The organism is Heyndrickxia faecalis, from assembly GCF_040267745.1.
GTDB lineage: Bacteria > Bacillota > Bacilli > Bacillales > Bacillaceae_C > Weizmannia > Weizmannia faecalis.
Genome location: NZ_CP158453.1, coordinates 1,335,688 through 1,353,943, shown reverse-complemented (window position 1 = coordinate 1,353,943; position 18,256 = coordinate 1,335,688). Strand labels below are relative to the sequence as shown.

The window sequence follows — 18,256 nt, the reverse complement described above, 5'->3', positions numbered from 1 at the left end:
TGTACAATATATTTACACAATTGTAAATCGAATGTACAATACCTTTACACGACAAAGGGAAGGAAGACGGAAATGGCAAATGAACTGTCTTATTTGCAGGCGGTATTATCGGCGGAAAATGATGCGATTACGATCGTAAACGAAAAAAAGGAAGTCATTTATTGGAATGATGCCGCCGTCCGGACCTACAATATTCCAAAAGAAATGATCTTAACCAAAAAAATTACCGATTTTTTTCGCGATGATGATTTAATGGTGCTCAAAGTGCTGCGGACAAAAGCCCGTATTACCGACCAATATCATCGGCCCCGCCCCGACAAGCATGTCGTCGTCAATGCGCGGCCCATTTTTGACAACCGCGGCAGGCTGATCGGCGCGGTATCCGTGGAACGCGATATCACCCAGATTGTTAGGCTGAACGACAATCTCGTCTCCACTTCCATAGAACTGAATGAACTGCGCCAAAAAATGTACACAAGCTATGAAGAAACGCCTTTTTCCAAATTAAAGGGGAAAAGCCGCGCGCTCCGGGATACGATCCAAATTGCGGCGAAAGCGGCGAAAACGGATGCCGTCACGCTTATTCTCGGCGAGTCCGGCACCGGGAAAGAAATATGCGCGCGCGCCATCCATGAAGCAAGCGCGCGGAAAAACGGCCCTTTTATTCCGGTGAACTGCGGCTCGATCCCTTCCGCCCTGTTTGAAAGCGAATTATTCGGCTATGAACCAGGCACGTTTACGGGTGCGGAGAAAAAAGGAAAAGCGGGAAAAATTGAAGAAGCGGACGGGGGTACGCTGTTTTTGGACGAAATCGGCGAACTGCCGCTAGATATGCAGGTGAAGCTGCTGCGCGTGCTGCAGGAAAAAGTGATTTACCGCATTGGCGACGCTTCGGGCAGGAAAATCAATGTCCGTTTTATTGCCGCCACCAACCAAGACATTGAAAAAATGATGAAAGAAAAGACATTCAGGTCGGACCTTTATTACCGGTTAAATGTTATTCAAATTACGATGCCGCCATTAAGGGTGCGCACAGACGATATTCCTGTCCTCGCCCGCTACTTTCTGAAACAATTTGCCGTCCAGTACAAGATGCCTGAACCGGAACTCGCCCCTGATGCCCTTTCTTTCCTGCAAGCGTATCATTGGCCAGGGAATGTCCGGGAGCTCCGGAATTTAATGGAACGGATGGTGATCCTATCAGAAAAGCCGTTTATTGACCGCGCCTCCCTTCTCCGCTTTTTCCAGGGAAATGAAACCCAACCGTCCGGAAGTGCCATCCCGGAAAGCGGCACTTTGCCTGTGGAAAAAGAAAATATGGAAAAACAGCTCATCGAAAAAGCATTGCGCAAAGCAGGCGGGAACAAATCCGCCGCAGCAAAAGAACTGGGCATTTCAAGGGTCACCTTGTATCAGAAGTTGAAAAAATTTGGAATTGGGAGCTGACTTCCGGCGGGAAAAACGAAAAGAGAAAGGCAAGTCGCAATTGGAACCATAAAAAAGGGATGCACATTTTAGGCATCTCCATTGTGCATCCCTTTATCCTCAATGTTTAATTAAAAAGTATTTTTTCTTTCCCCTTCTAATGACGGTAAATTCGCCGCCGATTTTATCCTGTTCCCCTAACGCATAGCCGAGATCCGTTATGCGGTCACCGTTTACGTAAATGGCACCGTTTTGGATATCTTCGCGTGCCTGGCGTTTTGACGGGGAGATTTTGGCGGCAACGAGCAACTCCACAAGCTGCTTTTGTTCTTCGCTTTCAAGCTGGAATGACGGAACATCTTTAAATCCCTGCTTCATTTCTTCAGCCGACAGTTTCTTCACATTGCCGCTGAACAATGCTTCCGTAATATTCAAAGCCTGCTGCAATGCTTCCTCCCCATGGATCAGTTTTGTCATTTCCGCGGCCAGCGCTTTTTGGGCTTTGCGGAGATGCGGTTCGGTTTCAACCGATTTTTCCAGCTCTTCGATTTCTTCTTTTGGCAAGAAGGTGAAGTACTTCAAGTATTTTACGACATCGAGGTCAGCCGTGTTGACCCAGAACTGGTAAAACTCATATGGCGATGTTTTCTCGGCATCGAGCCAGACTGCGCCGCTTTCTGTTTTCCCGAATTTGGTGCCGTCCGCTTTTGTGACAAGCGGAATGGTTAGTCCGAAAGCTTTTTCGCCTTCCGGTTCAAGCTTGCGGATCAGCTCAAGGCCGCTTGTAATATTGCCCCACTGGTCACTTCCGCCGATTTGCAGGCGGCAGTTGTATTGTTTATACAAGTTAAAGTAGTCGACGGCCTGGAGGATCGTATATGTAAATTCCGTAAACGAAATACCAGTTTCAAGCCGGGATGCGATCGTATCTTTTGCAAGCATGTAGTTGATGCCGATATGCTTTCCGTAATCACGCAGGAAAGTAACAAGGTCCATCGAGCCGTGCCAGTCATAGTTATTGACCATGATGGCGGCTGACTCGCCGTCAAAATCGAAAAATCGTTCCAGCTGTTTTCTCAATGCTTCGCCGTTTTGCTTGACCTTTTCAACCGTTAACAGCTTTCTTTCTTCCTTCTTGCCGCTCGGGTCGCCGATCATGCCGGTTGCCCCGCCGAGCACGACAATCGGCCGGTGTCCCGCCTGCTGGAAGCGACGCAGCGTGAGGTACGGGAGAAGATGCCCGATATGCATGCTGTCGCCTGTCGGGTCAATCCCGCAATACAGGGTCACTTTCCGGTTTTGAAGCAACTCCGCGAGCCCTTCTTCGTCTGTTTGCTGGTAAATGATCCCCCGCCATTTTAAATCTTCAAGTAAATCCATTTAAAATCCCACTCCTTTTTTATGTAGCCTCTGGTGCCGGCATCTTTCAGGTTCCAAGTGCCCTACTTAACGATGATGGGATCATGAAACCTGTATGCTGCCTTCTTTTTCCTGTAAACAATAAAAACGCCCCTCCGTCAAAACGAAGGGACGATTGTATCGCGTTACCACCCAACTTGAGAATTGCTTCTCCACTCATTTGGATAACGGCTGGGGGCCGTCTGCCGTATCCGGCAAAAGCTCCGGGGTGTAATTCGCCGCCTGCCTGTACCGGTTCGCACCAACCACCGGCTCTCTTGTATGCAGCAACAGGAAGCTACTTGATCCTTTCGACGCTTCATTCATCAAATTGTAAGTTATTTTTACCATATACATTTTGAAATGTCAACCTTGCCAAGCAGGCTGCACCAGCGCTTTCTTCAAATCCGGTAATGCCCATTTTAACCTTTCCTCATCCGGCAAAGGCCCTGTTCCGTCCCGAAGCACGCCTTCCAGCGTGTCTTCCCGTTTTCTTCCAACCCAAACCGTGCCTTTCCGATCGTATACACCCGGCAATCACCGGGCATGGGCGGCAACACCGGCAATCCGTTCCGGGCAGGTGTAAATATTCATCGACCCGCCGCGGATAAAGCCGATCGTGGTAATGCCGAGTTCTTCGGCGGATTCCAGGGCGAGTGTGGTGGGTGCCGATTTCGATAAAATCACCTCGCAGCCGATTTTGGCTGTCTTCAATAAAATTTCCGAGGAAATGCGCCCGCTGAATGCAAGGATTTTCCCTTTTGTGGAAACCTGATTTTTCAAACAATATCCGTAAATTTTATCAAGCGCGTTATGGCGGCCGATATCCATCCGGCTGACAAGGATCCCGCCGGCATCGCACAGCGCAGCATTATGGACGCCCCCTGTTTTTTTAAACACTTCGGCATTCTCCTGCAATGCTTCCATCAGCCGGAAACAATCATCAACTGTAATCCGGACGTGCACACCGTCCATTTTTTTCGCCGCCAGAGCATCATTGACAAAAACAAACGCCTGCCTGCTCATTCCACAGCAGGAGGTGATATAACGTTTATTTTGCAGCTGTTCGTAATAAGGATTAAGATGATCGGTCCGGACATGGACGAATCCTCCTTTTTCATCCGTCCAGATGTCGCGGATATCTTCATAGCGCCGGACAACCCTTTCCGACACAAGATAACCGACCGCCATGTCCTCGATATATTCAGGTGTGCACACCATCGTCACCCATTCCTGCCCATTCACTTTTAATGTCACCGGGAATTCCGTTGCGACTGTATCCAGCGCCCGTTCGAGCCTCCCGTTCTTGAAACGGAGAATTTCCCTCTGCGTGTCCACATTTTTCATGGGTTCAACAGCCCCCTGTCTATAATGTTTTATTTTAAAGGAATCAGATTAAAAACAAAAGCCGCCCGCTCAAATAGGCAAAACACTCTGATGGTTTGTTCATTTTTGCATCAGATGCTAGAATAAAAAAAGAGAATGATAGTTTTATTTTTGCAAAGGTTTGGTATAAGTAACAGAGTTGCCGGTTTTTTGTATTCTTTTCTGAAGGCCTGCCTTCACTGTTTGCAAAAGGAGGAAAAGAAATGGAAACCAAATCGATTCACATCACGATTGATGGCCGGGATTATGAAGCCCGCCCCGGCGAGAAAATCATCGATGTGATCAACCGGAATGATATTTTTCATCCACAAATTTGCTATTACCCGGAAGTAGATCCGATCCAAACTTGCGACACGTGTATTGCGGAAGTGAACGGGGAACTGATGCGCACCTGTTCGACGGCGGCGGAGGACGGCATGGTGGTCCGCCTCAGCGATGACCGGTCGGAAGCGGCCCGGCATGACGCGATGGACAGGATTCTCGCCAACCACCTTTTATACTGTACGGTGTGCGACAATAACAACGGCAACTGCATCGTCCACAATACAACGGAAAAAATGGGCATCGAACACCAGAAATATCCGTTTACGCCAAAAACGGACGCAAGCGGGGTCGACTATTCGCACCCGTTTTACCGGTACGACCCGAACCAGTGCATCGCATGCGGGAGATGCGTGGAAGCCTGCCAAAATCTGCAGGTGAACGAAACGCTTTCCATTGACTGGGAAGTAGAACGCCCGCGCGTCATTTGGGATAACGGCGTTCCGATCAATGAATCGTCATGCGTTTCCTGCGGGCATTGCGTCACCGTCTGCCCTTGCAATGCACTGATGGAAAAATCGATGCTCGGCGAGGCAGGCTATTTAACCGGGCTTGAAGAGGATCTGCTCGACCCGATGATTGATCTTGTGAAAAAAGTCGAACCGGGTTACGGCAGCATTTTTGCCATATCCGAAATCGAAGCTTCGATGCGCGAACAGCGCACGAAAAAAACGAAAACCGTTTGCACCTTCTGCGGTGTCGGCTGCACATTTGAAGTATGGACAAAGGGCCGGAAAATTTTAAAAATCGAACCGAAGCATGAAGGCCCGGTAAACGCCATCTCCACTTGCATCAAAGGCAAATTCGGCTGGGATTTTGTGAATTCCGATAAGCGGCTGACAAAACCGCTTGTCCGCAAAGACGGAAAATTTGTAGAAACGTCATGGGATGAAGCGCTCAGCGTGGTGGCAAGCCGGCTGAAAGAAATCCATTCCCAATACGGAAAAGATTCCGTCGGTTTTATTTCTTCTTCAAAAGTTACCAATGAAGAAAACTATTTGATGCAAAAGCTGGCGCGCCAGGTGTTTGAAACCAACAATGTCGACAACTGTTCGCGCTATTGCCAGTCGCCGGCAACGGACGGCCTGCTCAGAACCGTCGGCATGGGCGGCGACAGCGGCACGATTAAAGATATTGCGTCAGCCGGCCTTGTCATGATTGTCGGCGCGAACCCGGCGGAAGCCCACCCGGTCCTTGCGACCCGCATCAAACGGGCCCATAAACTGCACGGCCAGAAACTGATTGTTGCCGATATGCGCAAAAACGAAATGGCAGAGCGCGCCGATCTTTTTATCCATCCGAACCAGGGCACAGACCAGGTATGGCTGATGGCGGTGACAAAATATATCATCGACCAGGGCTGGCATGACCAAAAATTCATCGAGGAAAAAGTGAACTTTTTCGATGAATTTAAAGAAACGCTTGAAAAATACACGCTCGACTACGCTGAAAAGATTACCGGCATCCCGAAGGAAACGCTGGTCCAAATCGCCGAAATGATCCATCAGGCAGACGGGACATGTATCCTCTGGGGCATGGGCGTCACGCAAAATACAGGCGGTTCCGATACGTCCGCCGCTATTTCCAATCTGCTCCTTGCCACCGGAAACTACGCGCGCCCGGGTACAGGCGCTTATCCGTTGCGCGGGCATAACAACGTGCAAGGCGCATGCGATATGGGCACGCTGCCGGGATGGCTGCCGGGCTACCAGCATGTGGAGGATGATGCGGCACGCGAAAAATTTGAAAAAGCGTACGGCGTCAAAATCAGCAACAAACCGGGACTGAACAATATTGAAATGCTGCATGCGATTGCAGCCGGGCAGTTAAAAGCGATGTATATCATCGGCGAAGACATGGCGCTTGTCGACTCCGACGCCAACCATGTAAGCGAGGAACTTTCCAATCTTGACTTTCTTGTCGTCCAGGATGTCTTTTTCTCAAAAACGGCCCAATATGCGGATGTTATTTTGCCTGCAGCTCCGTCGCTTGAAAAAGAAGGCACCTTTACAAACACGGAACGCCGTGTGCAACGGCTATACCAGGCGCTCCCGGCTTTGGGCGAATCCAAACCGGACTGGTGGATTATCCAGGAAGTGGCAAAACGACTCGGCGCAGACTGGAATTACAGCCACCCGGGCGAAATATTTGCCGAAATGGCCAGCCTGACCCCGCTGTTTGCACAGGCAGACTACGACAAATTGGAAGGCTGGAACAGTTTCCTTTGGGGAAGCCTCGATGGTGCCAATACCCCGCTTCTTTACAAGGACGGCTTCCCGTTCCCGGACGGCAAAGCGCGGTTTGCCCTGACAGACTGGGTAAAACCGGCCGAATTTCCGGAACAATACGATTTGCATATTAATAACGGCCGGATGCTGGAACAGTTCCACGAAGGCAACCTGACCAATAAATCGGAAGGCATCGAATCAAAAGTCCCAGGCGTATTTGTTGAAGTGTCACCGGAGCTTGCAAAAGAACGCAATCTCGACACCGGAGACCTTGTCCGCGTCACTTCCCCGTTCGGATCGCTGAAACTGCATGTGCTGGTTACAGACCGCGTGCAGGGCAATGAGCTGTACTTGCCGATGCACTCGACGGAAAAGGAATCGGCGATCAACTTCTTAACCGGGCCGATTTACGATAAACGGCAAAGCACACCGGCGTTTAAACAAACGAAAGTGAAGATGGAACTGATCCAAAAAGGCGGGAAGCCGCCGCTGCCAAAAACAAACCACCGCGATAAGAAACGCAATCCTACACGCGGCGTGGAAGTCGAACGGAAATGGCAGCGCGAAGGCTATCAACCATTAACAGACGTACGCTAAGGGAGGGAGAAAAAGGATGGCCGCTCCGATCACAGAGATTGTAAAACAGCAGCCGGCGGAAGAAGAAATCACCCGGCAAAAGCTCGAGGAATTGGAAAAACTGGTTGCCGATCATAAAGATGCGTTTGAAAATTTGATCCGCCTGATCGATGATTTCAATGATACCGGTGCACTGGAAGCCGCAAATGCAATGATTCTCGCAAAAAACGATATTTTAAAAATCGTCCTCGAGCAATTGTCCCGGGAACAGGTCGTCAACCTGATCAACATGCTGCTCGGCACGGCCGGCGTCTTTATGAAAGCCGACCACGACCTTATTATCCACTTGATGAACGGTGTATCATCAGGCTTTGATGAAGGCAAGCAATTCATTGGCTCGGAGGAAAAAGTGACATTGTTCGGGCTGCTGAAATCGTTGAGCGACCCGGACGTCAACCGGGCAGTCGGTTTCGCCATTTCCTTTTTGAAAGGCATGGGAAAAGCGCTCCAGGAACCGGTGCCGAAAAAAGAAGACGTGGATAATGAAACATTGGCAAATATTTAACGCCATTCGAAAAGGAAGCACGGAAATGCGTGCTTCCTTTTTCATTGAAAATATTTTTGGTAGAGCGAACGGGCCTCTCTCTTATCTTTCGTACCGTGAATGAGCATCCTGCCGTCCGGAAATAAAACCGTCCGGTGACCTTCAAGCGCGGTGATCATTAAGTAGCCGTTATACTCTACGGCAGCACCGCCCGCTTTCATCTCCCGCGCCATGTTTTCAAGCTCGAACGCGCCCGGATGACGGATTTGTACTGTATCCCGCCCGCATAGCACATCAGCCGATGATTGGGATTGTAGGGCCGGATAGACCGGATGCCCCCCGCATGACGGACAGTCCTTATTTTTCATTTTTCCTGCTTTGATGAAATGATGTTCGCCTTGCCAAATATCAAAAACGGCAACGGAATCGCGCGGCTTTTCCCCGGAAAGCAGTTTTAAAGCTTCCGTTGTCTCGTAAGCCGCAGTCATTTGCACAGCCGGCGCGATAATGCCTGCTGTATCGCACGTCGCGTGGTAAGCGGGGAGATGGCCAATCAGGCAGCGGAGGCAAGGCGTTTCTCCGGGAATGATCGGAAACGAAACACCACAGCTGCCGACGCAGGAGCCGTAAATCCACGGGATCCGGTATTTTTGCGCCAGGTCATTCACATAAAAGCGCGTCTCAAAATTATCGGTCCCGTCAATGATCACATCAACGCCTTCTCCCAAAATAGAAAGCAATTTCGGATCAAATGCATCGATCACATGCGCCTCGATACGGATGGTGCTGTTGATGGCTTTAAGCCGGTTTTTTGCAGCGATCGCTTTTGGCAAATGGTTGCGCGCATCTTCTTCGCAGTACAAATTTTGCCGCTGCAAATTCGTTTCATCGACATAGTCGCGGTCCACCATCGTGATTTTTCCGACCCCCGCCCGCGCCAAGCTTTCCGCAACAGCGGAGCCGAGCGCGCCGGCGCCAATTATGAGCACATGGCCTTTTGAAATGTTTTGCTGTCCGTTTTCACCGATCGGGGCAAACAGTATTTGCCGGGAATACCGTTCCATGCTCATTCCTCCTGCCTGATAAAATGCCCGCTTTTTCCGCCTGTTTTTTCGATCAGATAGGTCGGCCCGATGACCATGCCTTTGTCCAGTGCCTTGCACATATCATAGACGGTCAGCGCACATACGGACGCCGCTGTCAAAGCTTCCATTTCCACGCCCGTTTGCCCTTTCGTTTTGGCCGTTGTTTCGATGTCAAGGCGATACCCGTCTTCCCGTTTTTGCCAGCTGAACGAAATGTCAACGCCTGTCAGAGGCAACGGGTGGCACATCGGAATGACATCCGCCGTTTTTTTCGCGCCCATAATGCCGGCCACCTGCGCGACGGCAAGCACGTCCCCTTTTTTGATTTTAAAGTTTGTAATCTGTTCATAGACTTCCTTTGAAACGAGCACACTGCTTTTTGCACGCGCCGTCCTGGAGGTTTCCGGTTTTGCCGTTACATCGACCATTTTGACGCGGCCCTGTTCGTTCATATGCGTCAAGTTTCCCATTTTTCAACCTCCGCTGACCGGCGGAATGAGGGCAACGGTATCGCCGCTATGGACCATTTCCTCATCGCGGGCAAATTCTTCGTTCACGGCCACCATCACCGCGTCCTGCTGCAAAATCCCTTTTTCCGCAAGCGTCTCGCGCAGTTCGCCGACCGTCATATTTTCGCCATTGATTTCCATTTCAGAACGGCCAGCCTGTTCTTTTAAATGAGCAAATAACAATACTTTAATCATCATTCAAACGCCTCCGGTGCCCCTGATTCGTAAAAAACCGTTTCCTTTTGGTTGCCAACCCACATTTCGCCGTTTTCCCAATGTTCTTTTTTCCAGATCGGCACCATTTCTTTGATTCTTTCAATTGCGTACCGGTTTGCCCGGTAGGCCTCATCTCGGTGCGGGGCGGAAACCGCAATCGCAACCGCAATGTCGGAGATGTCGAGGCGTCCGATCCGGTGCACGATGGCCGTTTTGGCTGCCGGGAACTGCTGCCGGATTTCGGCACCGATTTGTTCCAATTTTTTCCGGGCCATTGGTTCGTATGCTTCATATTCCAGATACAATGTTTTCTTTCCTTTTGTCATTTCCCGGACAGTGCCGATAAAAGTGACAATAGCGCCCGCATTCCGGTCGGCAACCGCCTCGATCAGTTTGGAAACGTCCACCGGTTCTTTTACAATTTCAAACATACTTTCACTCCTTTAAAAACGCTTCAACCCATTCAATGCAGCTTTTCCGGTCAAAAAGTTTTATGCAGCCGGATAACGCCGGATTCAGGCTGAAGGCGGCCCGCACATTCGGCAGGCTGAGCAAATCCCTGTCTTGTTCATCACGGAGGCAGACCACTTTCGGATAGGGCGCGTATTTGTAGCCTTCAATCAGCAGCAAATCAAGCGGCAATGTCTCGTACCAGCCGATGAGCTGCTCCAGTGCGAGTCCTTGATCGACATGCACAGCGAGAACAAACAAGCCGTCCCCTTCCACCCCGGCTGCCTGGGCGCCCGCTTCAAAGTGCCGCGTGGAATCTTTGCCGGGGGCGAGCAACGGCTTCCCGCCATGGCCGTGGTGTTTTAGTGTGCCGACCCGGTATCCGTTATCCGCCAACACCCGTGTCCAAAGTTCGGCAAGGGCGGTTTTACCGCTGTCTTTGCGGCCTGCGATCTGTAATATTTTCATCCCACAGCGGCGCCCCTTCCCCGTCTTCCAGCATCAGCACATCGACCATCGTCCCTTTTGTAAAGCCGCGGGACCCGCCCGGCAGCACAATCAAAGCATCCGCCTCTATTAAAGAGGAAACAATATTCGATTTATCCCTTCTTACCGGAAGCGCGTGCAGCAGGCCTTCCTGATAAGAAAGTTTGGCGCGGACAAACCGGGTAAACGGGTTTGGTTTCGGGAAATCCTCCCCAAGTAAGGCCTGCGTTTTTTTCAAATAAACATTTCGTTCGCCAAGCATCGTTTTTAAGTACGGGCGGACAAACAGTTCAAAACCGACATAGCAGGCGGACGGATTGCCGGAGAGGCCGAAAAGAATTTTCCCGTCCAGTTCGGCTGCCGATGTCACGCTGCCGGGGCGCATCGCCACTTTATTGAATAAAAGCGTTGCCCCCAGCTTTTCGTAGACTTTCGGAATATAGTCAAAATCGCCGACTGAAACACCGCCCGTTGTCATGACGATATCCGCTTCCTTCACCGCCTGCCTGACCGCTTCATATGTTTCCTCGAAATCATCTTTCACAAGCCGGTAAAAAACCGGTTCGCCCCCGGCGCGGATGATTTGCCCCCAGAGCATATAGGCATTGCTGTTACGGATTTTCCCTTTTTCGAGCGGTTCACCGACTTCAAGCAGTTCGGATCCCGTCGCAATCACAGCAGCTTTCGGTTTTTTTGTGACCGGTACTTCTGTCATCCCGAAAGTTGCAAGGGTCGCCATTACGCCCGGATTAACGATCGTGCCTTTCGGGACAAGCACTTCGCCTTTTTTCATATCTTCGCCAATGCCGACAATGTTCTCACCGGGCCGGACTTTCCGTTTTATCTGCACAAATGTTTTCCCATTTTGCACTACTTCTTTTGTGAGTTCCACCATAATCATGGCATCCGCCCCGTCCGGGATAGCGGCGCCAGTCATGATTTTCACGGCTTGATTCGGCTTTATCCCTTCATCCCATGTAAAACCTGCCCCGATTGTGGCGACCACTTCAAGGAGAACAGGGTGATCCGCGCCCGCTTCAAGCGTAGATCCGGAAAAAATCGCATACCCGTCATATGGCGACCGTTTAAACCACGGCACGTCATGGGTTGCAGCCAAATCTTCGGAAAGCACTCGGTTAAAACTAGTCTGAATCGGCACAAGCTCCTTTTCGCCTGTAAGCGGATGGGCCATCACTTTGCGGATGGCCTCCGCCACTTTGATTGGTTTTCTCATCAACATCACCGGCTTCTTTTTGTTGTAAAATATAATCTTCTTTTGTATTGATATTGGCAAACACCATTTCCTGCGCAAAATCGATACATTTCAGGCGGCAGCGTGCAAAAAGTGCCCGCATGCTGAGGCGGTCTGTTTCCAGCTGCTCCCTTATTTTTTCTTTCACGCTGTTGTGAAAAACGGCAACGAGTGGCTGAATTCTCCCCTCTGTCCGGGCCACGATGGCGTCATATGCCGGATCGCGTTCTTGAAGCAGCCGGGCAACCGTTCTTTTTCCGATCCACGGCGTATCGCACGGCAACACAGTGTACCACCGGGCGTCCACTGCCATCATCGCCGAATAAATGCCGGCGAGCGGACCTTTTCCCCGGTATCGGGGGAGATCACAAATCACCGCAATCGGCCGGTTGCGCGGGATTTTTTCCGCAAGCTCGGCCCGCGCCACCACAACGATCGCGTCAGTTCCGGCGAGCGCATCCACGCTGCGTGCGACCATGGCTTTGCCACCGATTTTCGCAAGCGATTTTTCGCCGCCGAACCGGCTCGACTTCCCGCCGGCCAGCACAATTCCGGCTGTATTCATTGCCGGTTGAGCTCCCAGACGATATGCTTTAATTCCGGCAAAATGAGTTTTTTCATGGCGAGGGACACGGCGTTGCTGGAGCCCGGCATCGAAAATACGGCTTTTTTCCCGATTGTGCCGGCAAGCGCTTTGCTGAGCATCGAGGCGCTTCCGATTTCTTCATAACTTAAATAGCGGAACAGCTCGCCAAAACCTGGCATTTCTTTATCGAGGAGCGGCCGGACCGTTTCAACCGTCACATCCCGTTTCGTAAAGCCGGTGCCGCCGTTCAGCAAAATGGCATTGATGGTTCCTTTCGTCTGTAAAACCGCCTGTCTGATTTGTTCCGCTTCGTCTTTTACGATGCTGTATTCCGCCGCTTCCATCCCTTCCTGCTTTAACAAATTGATCATCAGCCTGCCGCTTTTATCTGTTTCTTCCGTCCGGGTATCGGAAACGGTGATCACTTTGCACAGTACCGGAATATCGGCCTGTTGTTTATGTTCTTTCGTGCTCAACCCTTTACCCTCCAATATACGACATTTCGATTCGTTTTCCTTTCATCGTCGGGTTTTTCCCCCGTTCTTGTGAATAGCGGTCCACCCGGTTTTGCCATACGCCTGCAATGCGGGCAGCCAGCATTTCATCGCTTGCGCCTTCTCTTATTGCCCCAAGCAGGTCCGTGCCTTGTGCGGCAAACAGACAGGTGTATATTTTCCCGTCTGCCGACAGCCGCAAGCGTGTGCATTCGCCGCAAAAAGGCTGGGATACGGATGAAATGAAGCCGACTTCCGTATCTGTCCCTTTGTAACGGTACCGTTTGGCAACTTCCCCGTAATAATTTTCTTTCAACGGCTCAAGCTGCATTTCTTTTGAAATCATGTTGAGAATTTCTTTGCTGGTCACGACTTCATCCAGCTTCCATCCGTTCAGGGAGCCGACATCCATAAATTCGATAAAACGGAGGGAAATCCCTTTTTCCTTGAAATAGGCGGCCATCGGTAAAATTTGCGAATCGTTCATCCCTTTTTTGACCACCATATTCACTTTGACTTTGATGCCCTGGCGGATGGCTTCCTCTATCCCTTCCAAAATTCTTGCCGGTTTTGCCCCAACGCCGTTGATGACTGGAAAGATTTCCGGATCGAGGGCATCCAGGCTGACATTGATGCGCGAAAGGCCGGCCTTTTTTAACGGTGCGGCATATCTTTTCAACAGAAAGCCGTTCGTTGTCACCGATAAATCTTCAAGGCCGTCGATTTGATGGAGCATGGCCACAAGCTGATCGATGTCTTTCCGCAGCAAAGGCTCCCCGCCCGTCAGCCGAATTTTCCGGACGCCAAGAGATACAAAAAGTCTCGCAAGGCGCGTGATTTCTTCAAATGTCATGAGTTCGGACCGGTTCATAAAACAATATTTCTGGCCGTTATCGGCAGGCATGCAGTACGTGCAACGGAAATTGCAGCGATCCGTTACCGAAATCCGCAAATCCAAAAGCGGCCGGTTCAGCATATCGGTCAGCATGTTCTCCATCATCTCCGTTTTAAATTCTGTTTCCCTGTTAAAAATGGACATTTACCAAATGTTTGCAGGCGCCCGGCTGCCATTCTTAACGCCAAAGTTCCACTGCCAATTGTGAGGCACACGCACTGTTCATGGTTTGTCATACGTCATGAACCCGGGCATCTGCCGGGTGGCACACCTCTTTCTTCGATCCCCGGCTTTCATGTTCTGATAGCTGCAGGGTTCCGGGCATCTTGCCGGGCGACGGCGTGTTTCAGCACCTCTTTTTTCGGGCCCTGCTGTAATACTTTCCCATTTCTGTACAAAATGACATTGTCACAAAGCAGATCAGCCTCTTCCATATTGTGGGTAACCAGTAAAACGACCCCGTGAAAATGATCGTGAAGAAACGATAAAAATTCTTCCATCACAAGTTCCTTCGTGTCCGGGTCCAATGCGGAAAAAGGTTCATCCAAAAGCAGGCAGGAGGGCTCGGTGATAAGCGTCCTCGCAAGTGCCACCCGCTGCTTTTGCCCACCGGACAGTTCAGCAGGGTAGCGGTTTTCAAAACCTTCCATTTTGATTTTTTTCAAAAAAGCAGCCGTCTTCTCTTCTATTTCCTTTTTTGGCTGCCCTTTTAAACCAAATGCAAGATTTTGTTTTACCGTTAAATGCGGAAAAAGGGCGTAATGCTGGAACATATACCCCGTATGGCGGTGCCGCGTCTTGATATTCATATGCTTTTCTTTATCAAATAATATCCGGCCGTTTAGTTCAATCTTTCCTTCATCGGGCTTGTCGATCCCGGCAATGCACTCCAGCGTCAGGCTTTTGCCGCTTCCGGACGGTCCTAAAATGCCGGTGACGCCGGGACCCGCCTCAAACGCGATATCCAGCTCAAATTCCGGAAATGTTTTTTTGATGTTTACGCGAAGCATGCCTACTGCCACCCCTCCCCATCTTTTTTTCCATCCGCTTAATGCCGTACAGGACGGCCAGCGATAAAAACGTCATGATCGCAACGAGGAGCCCTGCCGTCCGTTCATCCCCGTTCATCAGGCAATTGTAAATGGCAATGGACATCGTTTCTGTTTTTCCCGGAATACTGCCGGCCACCATTAATGTTGCCCCGAAATCGCCAAGGGCGCGCGCAAATGCGAGCATGACGCCACTTGTAAGCCCCCGCCACGACAAAGGGATCATGACGGAAAAAAAGATATTCCATTCCGTTCGCCCCAAAAGGCGTGCAGCATGAAGGAGCGATTCATCAATACCGGCAAAAGCCGTGCGCGCCGACTGGATGAAAAATGGAATGGAGACGCACATTGCCGCAATGACCGCTCCTGTCTGCGTAAACACAATCGTCACGCCGAATTGTTGTTCAAGAAACCGGCCGAGCACACTTTGCCTTCCGAGAATGACGAGTAGATAGTAGCCGAGCACGGTCGGCGGCAGCACAATCGGAAGCGTCAGCAAAGCGTCTGCTACATCCACCGCTTTTCCCTCCGACCGGCTTAATAGATAGGCTGCCAACAGTCCGGGGATAAGGGAAAAAACGGTTGAAAGCAATGCTACTTTAAAAGACAGATAAATGGGAAATAAATCGATCTGTCCCACTTGTTACTGCCCCGCAGACACTGCATAGCCGTATTTTTTCATCGTATTTTGTGCTTCTTTGCTGGCTAAGTATTGCACAAATTTCTTTGCGGCTGCCTGCTTTTTCGAGCTTTTCACAACCGCTGCCATCTGTTTTAGCGGATTGTACAGGCTGCTTGAAATGTTGGCAACATCCAGCTTTTCACCTTGCGCAAGCGAGAGGGAAACGATGCCAGCTTCTGTATTCCCCGATTTCACGTACGTCAGGGTATCTGCAATATTTTTGGCGTAAACCAATTTTGGTTTCACTTTATCCCAAATCCCCGCTTTTTGAAGCGCCTGTTTTGCCGCCAATCCGTATGGCGCAGTTTCCGGGTTGGCAATGGCGATTTTCTTCACCTCAGGGCGGGTTAAATCTTTAAGGCTGTGGATGGAAAGATGGCTGCTTTGTTTAGCAGCAATCCCGATTTTCCCGTATGCGTAGACGGTTTTCGTGCCGGGAACAAGCATGTTTTTATCCGCCAACTGGTTGACATAATCCGCGTTCGCCGCCGCAAACACATCATACGGCGCACCATTTTCAATTTGCTGCTCCAGTTCGCCCGATGCGGCAAAAACAAGTTTCACCTTGATACCGGTCTTTTTTTCAAACTGTTTGTTGATTTGCTGGAAAGATTTTGTCAAATCTGAAGCTGCCGCTACACTGATTTCTGTTTGTTTGGATTGCTTTTTGGCGGAGCCGGATGCACTCCCTTCTGCAGAACAGCCCGCAAGTAGGAAAAGGCAAAGCAATACCATACCGAACCTTTTCATATCAAACACCAACCTTACACTTTTATAAAAGGATATGTTTTTATGATAGCCGAATATTTTTTCTTTCTCAATTTTTTCACTTACCCGGGGACTTTTCCACTGTTTTCTATCACTGAAACCTTTAGACAGAAAAACCGGGCAGCACTAAAGCTGTCCGGTTGCTTACTCAATCTTCCATTGTCGAAAGGTCGCCGGTTGGCAGGTCCAGTTCCCAGGCTTTCAGGACGCGGCGCATGATTTTCCCGCTCCGGGTTTTCGGCAGTTTTTCGCAAAACTCGATTTCCCGTGGCGCGGCATGGGCGGCCAGCCCTTTTTTCACAAATTGACGGATCTCTTCCTTCAGCTCATCTGACGGTTCGTATCCGTCCCTTAAAGCGATAAAGGCTTTAATGATTTCACCGCGGACCGGATCCGGCTTGCCGATGACGCCGGCTTCCGCAACGGCCGGATGTTCGATCAGTTTGCTTTCCACTTCAAACGGCCCGACCCGCTCACCGGACGTCATGATAACATCGTCCACGCGGCCCTGGAACCAGAAATAGCCGTCCTCATCCATATAAGCCGAGTCACCGGAAACGTACCAGCCGTTCGGGAAAAAGTAAGATTCATATTTTTGCGGGTTGTTCCAGATGGCGCGCATCATGGAAGGCCAGCCTTTTTTAATGGCGAGATTGCCCATCCGGTTCGGCGGAAGCGGGTTTCCCTGGTCATCAACAATGGCCGCTTCAATGCCAGGGAGCGGTTTTCCCATCGATCCCGGTTTGATATCCATGCAAGGATAGTTGCAGATCAGTTGTGCGCCGGTTTCCGTCATCCACCATGTATCATGGATGCGGAGTCCGAATACTTCATTGCCCCAGCGGATAACTTCCGGATTCAGCGGTTCACCGACACTTAAAATATGGCGCAAAGTCGAGAGGTCATATTGGTTAATGATTTCATTGCCGGCCCCCATCAGCATCCGGAACGAAGTCGGGGCGCTGTACCAAACAGTGACGCCGAACCGTTCAATCGTATTGTACCACGCTGCCGGGCTGAAGCGGCCGCCGACAACGACGTTTGTTGCGCCGTTTAACCATGGCGCAAACACGCCGTAAGAGGTCCCCGTTACCCATCCCGGGTCTGCTGTGCACCAGTAAATATCGTCTTCTTTTAAATCAAGCACCCATTTTCCCGTCTGGTAATGCTGGATCATGGCATTGTGGACATGGAGGACGCCTTTTGGCTTTCCGGTCGAACCGGACGTATAGTGGAGGATCAGCCCGTCTTCCCGGTCAACCCATTCGATTTCCAGTTTATCGGAAGCTGCGTTAAAATATTTCAGATAGTCTGCGTACTTTCCTTCTTCTTTGACATTTTCCCCGACAACAAAAATGGTTTCCAATGCCGGAAGTTGATCAGCCGGGACGCGCCCGACAAGGTCAGGGGTTGTCACAAGCACTTTCGCTTCACTGTCTTCAAGGCGGTCTTTTACGGCCCCTTCCATAAACGCTTCAAACAGCGGACCGACAATGGCGCCGAGCTTGATGGCGCCAAGCATGGCAAAATACAGTTCCGGCGAGCGCGGCATAAAGATGAAAACACGGTCACCTTTTTGGACGCCTGCTTTTTCTTTTAAAACATTTGCCGCCTTGTTTGTCAGCCTTTTCATTTCATAGTAAGTATATTTCTCGTTGCGTGAATCACTTAAATACATGAGCGCTACTTTATTTTTTCGGGAGCTTTCGGCGTGTTTGTCAATGGCTTCATACGCCAGATTGACACGCCCAGTTTCATACCATGAAAAATTTTTCTCGGCGTCTTTCCAGCTGAACGTTTTGCGGGCTTCTTCATAGTTTTTCAGATTGAAATCCCCTTGTACGGTTGGTAACGCTTCCAGTTGCATGTAATGTCCCCCTTTGTTTAGATTCACATATTTATTATA

18 protein-coding genes and 1 other annotated feature are annotated in these 18,256 nt (G+C 50.3%); of the genes, 3 read left to right on the top strand and 15 right to left on the bottom strand.

The window, feature by feature from the left end:
* Positions 1-72 precede the first annotated feature (72 nt).
* Positions 73-1,446, top strand: a complete 1,374-nt coding sequence (locus tag ABR335_RS06390) for a sigma-54 interaction domain-containing protein (RefSeq protein ID WP_014097716.1) — start codon at positions 73-75, stop codon at positions 1,444-1,446.
* Between the two features lie 99 nt (positions 1,447-1,545).
* On the opposite strand, the gene tyrS is transcribed toward ABR335_RS06390, so the two are convergent.
* Both tyrS and fdhD read right to left on the bottom strand, forming a co-directional pair.
* Entirely contained in the window at positions 1,546-2,805 is a 1,260-nt protein-coding gene (gene tyrS, locus ABR335_RS06385) for a tyrosine--tRNA ligase (RefSeq protein WP_035184333.1), read from the bottom strand.
* A gap of 143 nt (positions 2,806-2,948) precedes the next feature.
* Positions 2,949-3,147 (bottom strand) — a binding site (T-box leader).
* Between the two features lie 213 nt (positions 3,148-3,360).
* Positions 3,361-4,170 carry a formate dehydrogenase accessory sulfurtransferase FdhD gene (fdhD, locus tag ABR335_RS06380; RefSeq protein WP_014097714.1) on the bottom strand — a complete coding sequence of 270 codons (810 nt, stop codon included), beginning with the start codon at positions 4,168-4,170 and terminating at the stop codon, positions 3,361-3,363.
* 242 nt (positions 4,171-4,412) lie between these two features.
* Between fdhD and fdhF the strand changes: the two genes are divergently transcribed.
* Both fdhF and ABR335_RS06370 read left to right on the top strand, forming a co-directional pair.
* The gene (gene fdhF / locus ABR335_RS06375) at positions 4,413-7,355 is read left to right on the top strand and encodes a formate dehydrogenase subunit alpha (RefSeq protein ID WP_350346667.1); all 2,943 of its coding nucleotides are present in this window, start codon (positions 4,413-4,415) and stop codon (positions 7,353-7,355) included.
* Positions 7,356-7,371: 16 nt separating this feature from the next.
* On the top strand, positions 7,372-7,899 hold the full coding sequence (locus ABR335_RS06370; RefSeq protein WP_104851490.1) for a DUF1641 domain-containing protein: 528 nt from the start codon (positions 7,372-7,374) through the stop codon (positions 7,897-7,899).
* A 41-nt stretch (positions 7,900-7,940) separates the two neighbouring features.
* Here the strand turns inward: ABR335_RS06370 and ABR335_RS06365 are convergent, their stop codons facing one another.
* The 13 genes from ABR335_RS06365 to acsA form a co-directional block, all read right to left on the bottom strand.
* A complete protein-coding gene (locus ABR335_RS06365) occupies positions 7,941-8,942 on the bottom strand; it encodes a ThiF family adenylyltransferase (protein ID WP_035184323.1) in 1,002 nt (333 codons plus the stop codon).
* Positions 8,943-8,944: 2 nt separating this feature from the next.
* Complete coding sequence (gene moaC / locus ABR335_RS06360) at positions 8,945-9,433, bottom strand: cyclic pyranopterin monophosphate synthase MoaC (protein ID WP_035184321.1); 489 nt, start codon at positions 9,431-9,433, stop codon at positions 8,945-8,947.
* 3 nt (positions 9,434-9,436) lie between these two features.
* A complete protein-coding gene (gene moaD, locus ABR335_RS06355; protein ID WP_026104495.1) occupies positions 9,437-9,667 on the bottom strand; it encodes a molybdopterin converting factor subunit 1 in 231 nt (76 codons plus the stop codon).
* Positions 9,667-10,119, bottom strand: a complete 453-nt coding sequence (locus ABR335_RS06350) for a molybdenum cofactor biosynthesis protein MoaE (protein ID WP_017550277.1) — start codon at positions 10,117-10,119, stop codon at positions 9,667-9,669. Before ABR335_RS06350 ends, moaD begins: the two co-directional genes overlap by 1 nt.
* Before the next feature lie 4 nt (positions 10,120-10,123).
* Positions 10,124-10,606: a molybdopterin-guanine dinucleotide biosynthesis protein B gene (mobB, locus tag ABR335_RS06345; RefSeq protein WP_014097707.1), complete on the bottom strand. Its 483-nt coding sequence runs from the start codon at positions 10,604-10,606 to the stop codon at positions 10,124-10,126.
* On the bottom strand, positions 10,566-11,864 hold the full coding sequence (locus ABR335_RS06340) for a molybdopterin molybdotransferase MoeA (RefSeq protein WP_350346666.1): 1,299 nt from the start codon (positions 11,862-11,864) through the stop codon (positions 10,566-10,568). The genes mobB and ABR335_RS06340 overlap by 41 nt, the downstream gene beginning before the upstream one ends.
* The gene (locus tag ABR335_RS06335; RefSeq protein WP_061087211.1) at positions 11,767-12,441 is read right to left on the bottom strand and encodes a molybdenum cofactor guanylyltransferase; all 675 of its coding nucleotides are present in this window, start codon (positions 12,439-12,441) and stop codon (positions 11,767-11,769) included. Before ABR335_RS06335 ends, ABR335_RS06340 begins: the two co-directional genes overlap by 98 nt.
* Positions 12,438-12,938, bottom strand: coding sequence for a MogA/MoaB family molybdenum cofactor biosynthesis protein (locus tag ABR335_RS06330; protein WP_035189038.1), 501 nt, complete (start codon positions 12,936-12,938; stop codon positions 12,438-12,440). The genes ABR335_RS06335 and ABR335_RS06330 overlap by 4 nt, the downstream gene beginning before the upstream one ends.
* 4 nt (positions 12,939-12,942) lie before the next feature.
* Positions 12,943-13,944 carry a GTP 3',8-cyclase MoaA gene (gene moaA / locus ABR335_RS06325; protein WP_302466528.1) on the bottom strand — a complete coding sequence of 334 codons (1,002 nt, stop codon included), beginning with the start codon at positions 13,942-13,944 and terminating at the stop codon, positions 12,943-12,945.
* A gap of 200 nt (positions 13,945-14,144) precedes the next feature.
* Positions 14,145-14,861 carry a sulfate/molybdate ABC transporter ATP-binding protein gene (locus ABR335_RS06320; protein WP_017550273.1) on the bottom strand — a complete coding sequence of 239 codons (717 nt, stop codon included), beginning with the start codon at positions 14,859-14,861 and terminating at the stop codon, positions 14,145-14,147.
* A complete protein-coding gene (gene modB, locus ABR335_RS06315; RefSeq protein WP_017550272.1) occupies positions 14,821-15,540 on the bottom strand; it encodes a molybdate ABC transporter permease subunit in 720 nt (239 codons plus the stop codon). The genes ABR335_RS06320 and modB overlap by 41 nt, the downstream gene beginning before the upstream one ends.
* A gap of 3 nt (positions 15,541-15,543) precedes the next feature.
* The gene (modA, locus tag ABR335_RS06310) at positions 15,544-16,332 is read right to left on the bottom strand and encodes a molybdate ABC transporter substrate-binding protein (RefSeq protein ID WP_061087212.1); all 789 of its coding nucleotides are present in this window, start codon (positions 16,330-16,332) and stop codon (positions 15,544-15,546) included.
* Between the two features lie 166 nt (positions 16,333-16,498).
* Positions 16,499-18,217 carry an acetate--CoA ligase gene (gene acsA, locus ABR335_RS06305; protein WP_061087213.1) on the bottom strand — a complete coding sequence of 573 codons (1,719 nt, stop codon included), beginning with the start codon at positions 18,215-18,217 and terminating at the stop codon, positions 16,499-16,501.
* Positions 18,218-18,256 lie beyond the last annotated feature (39 nt).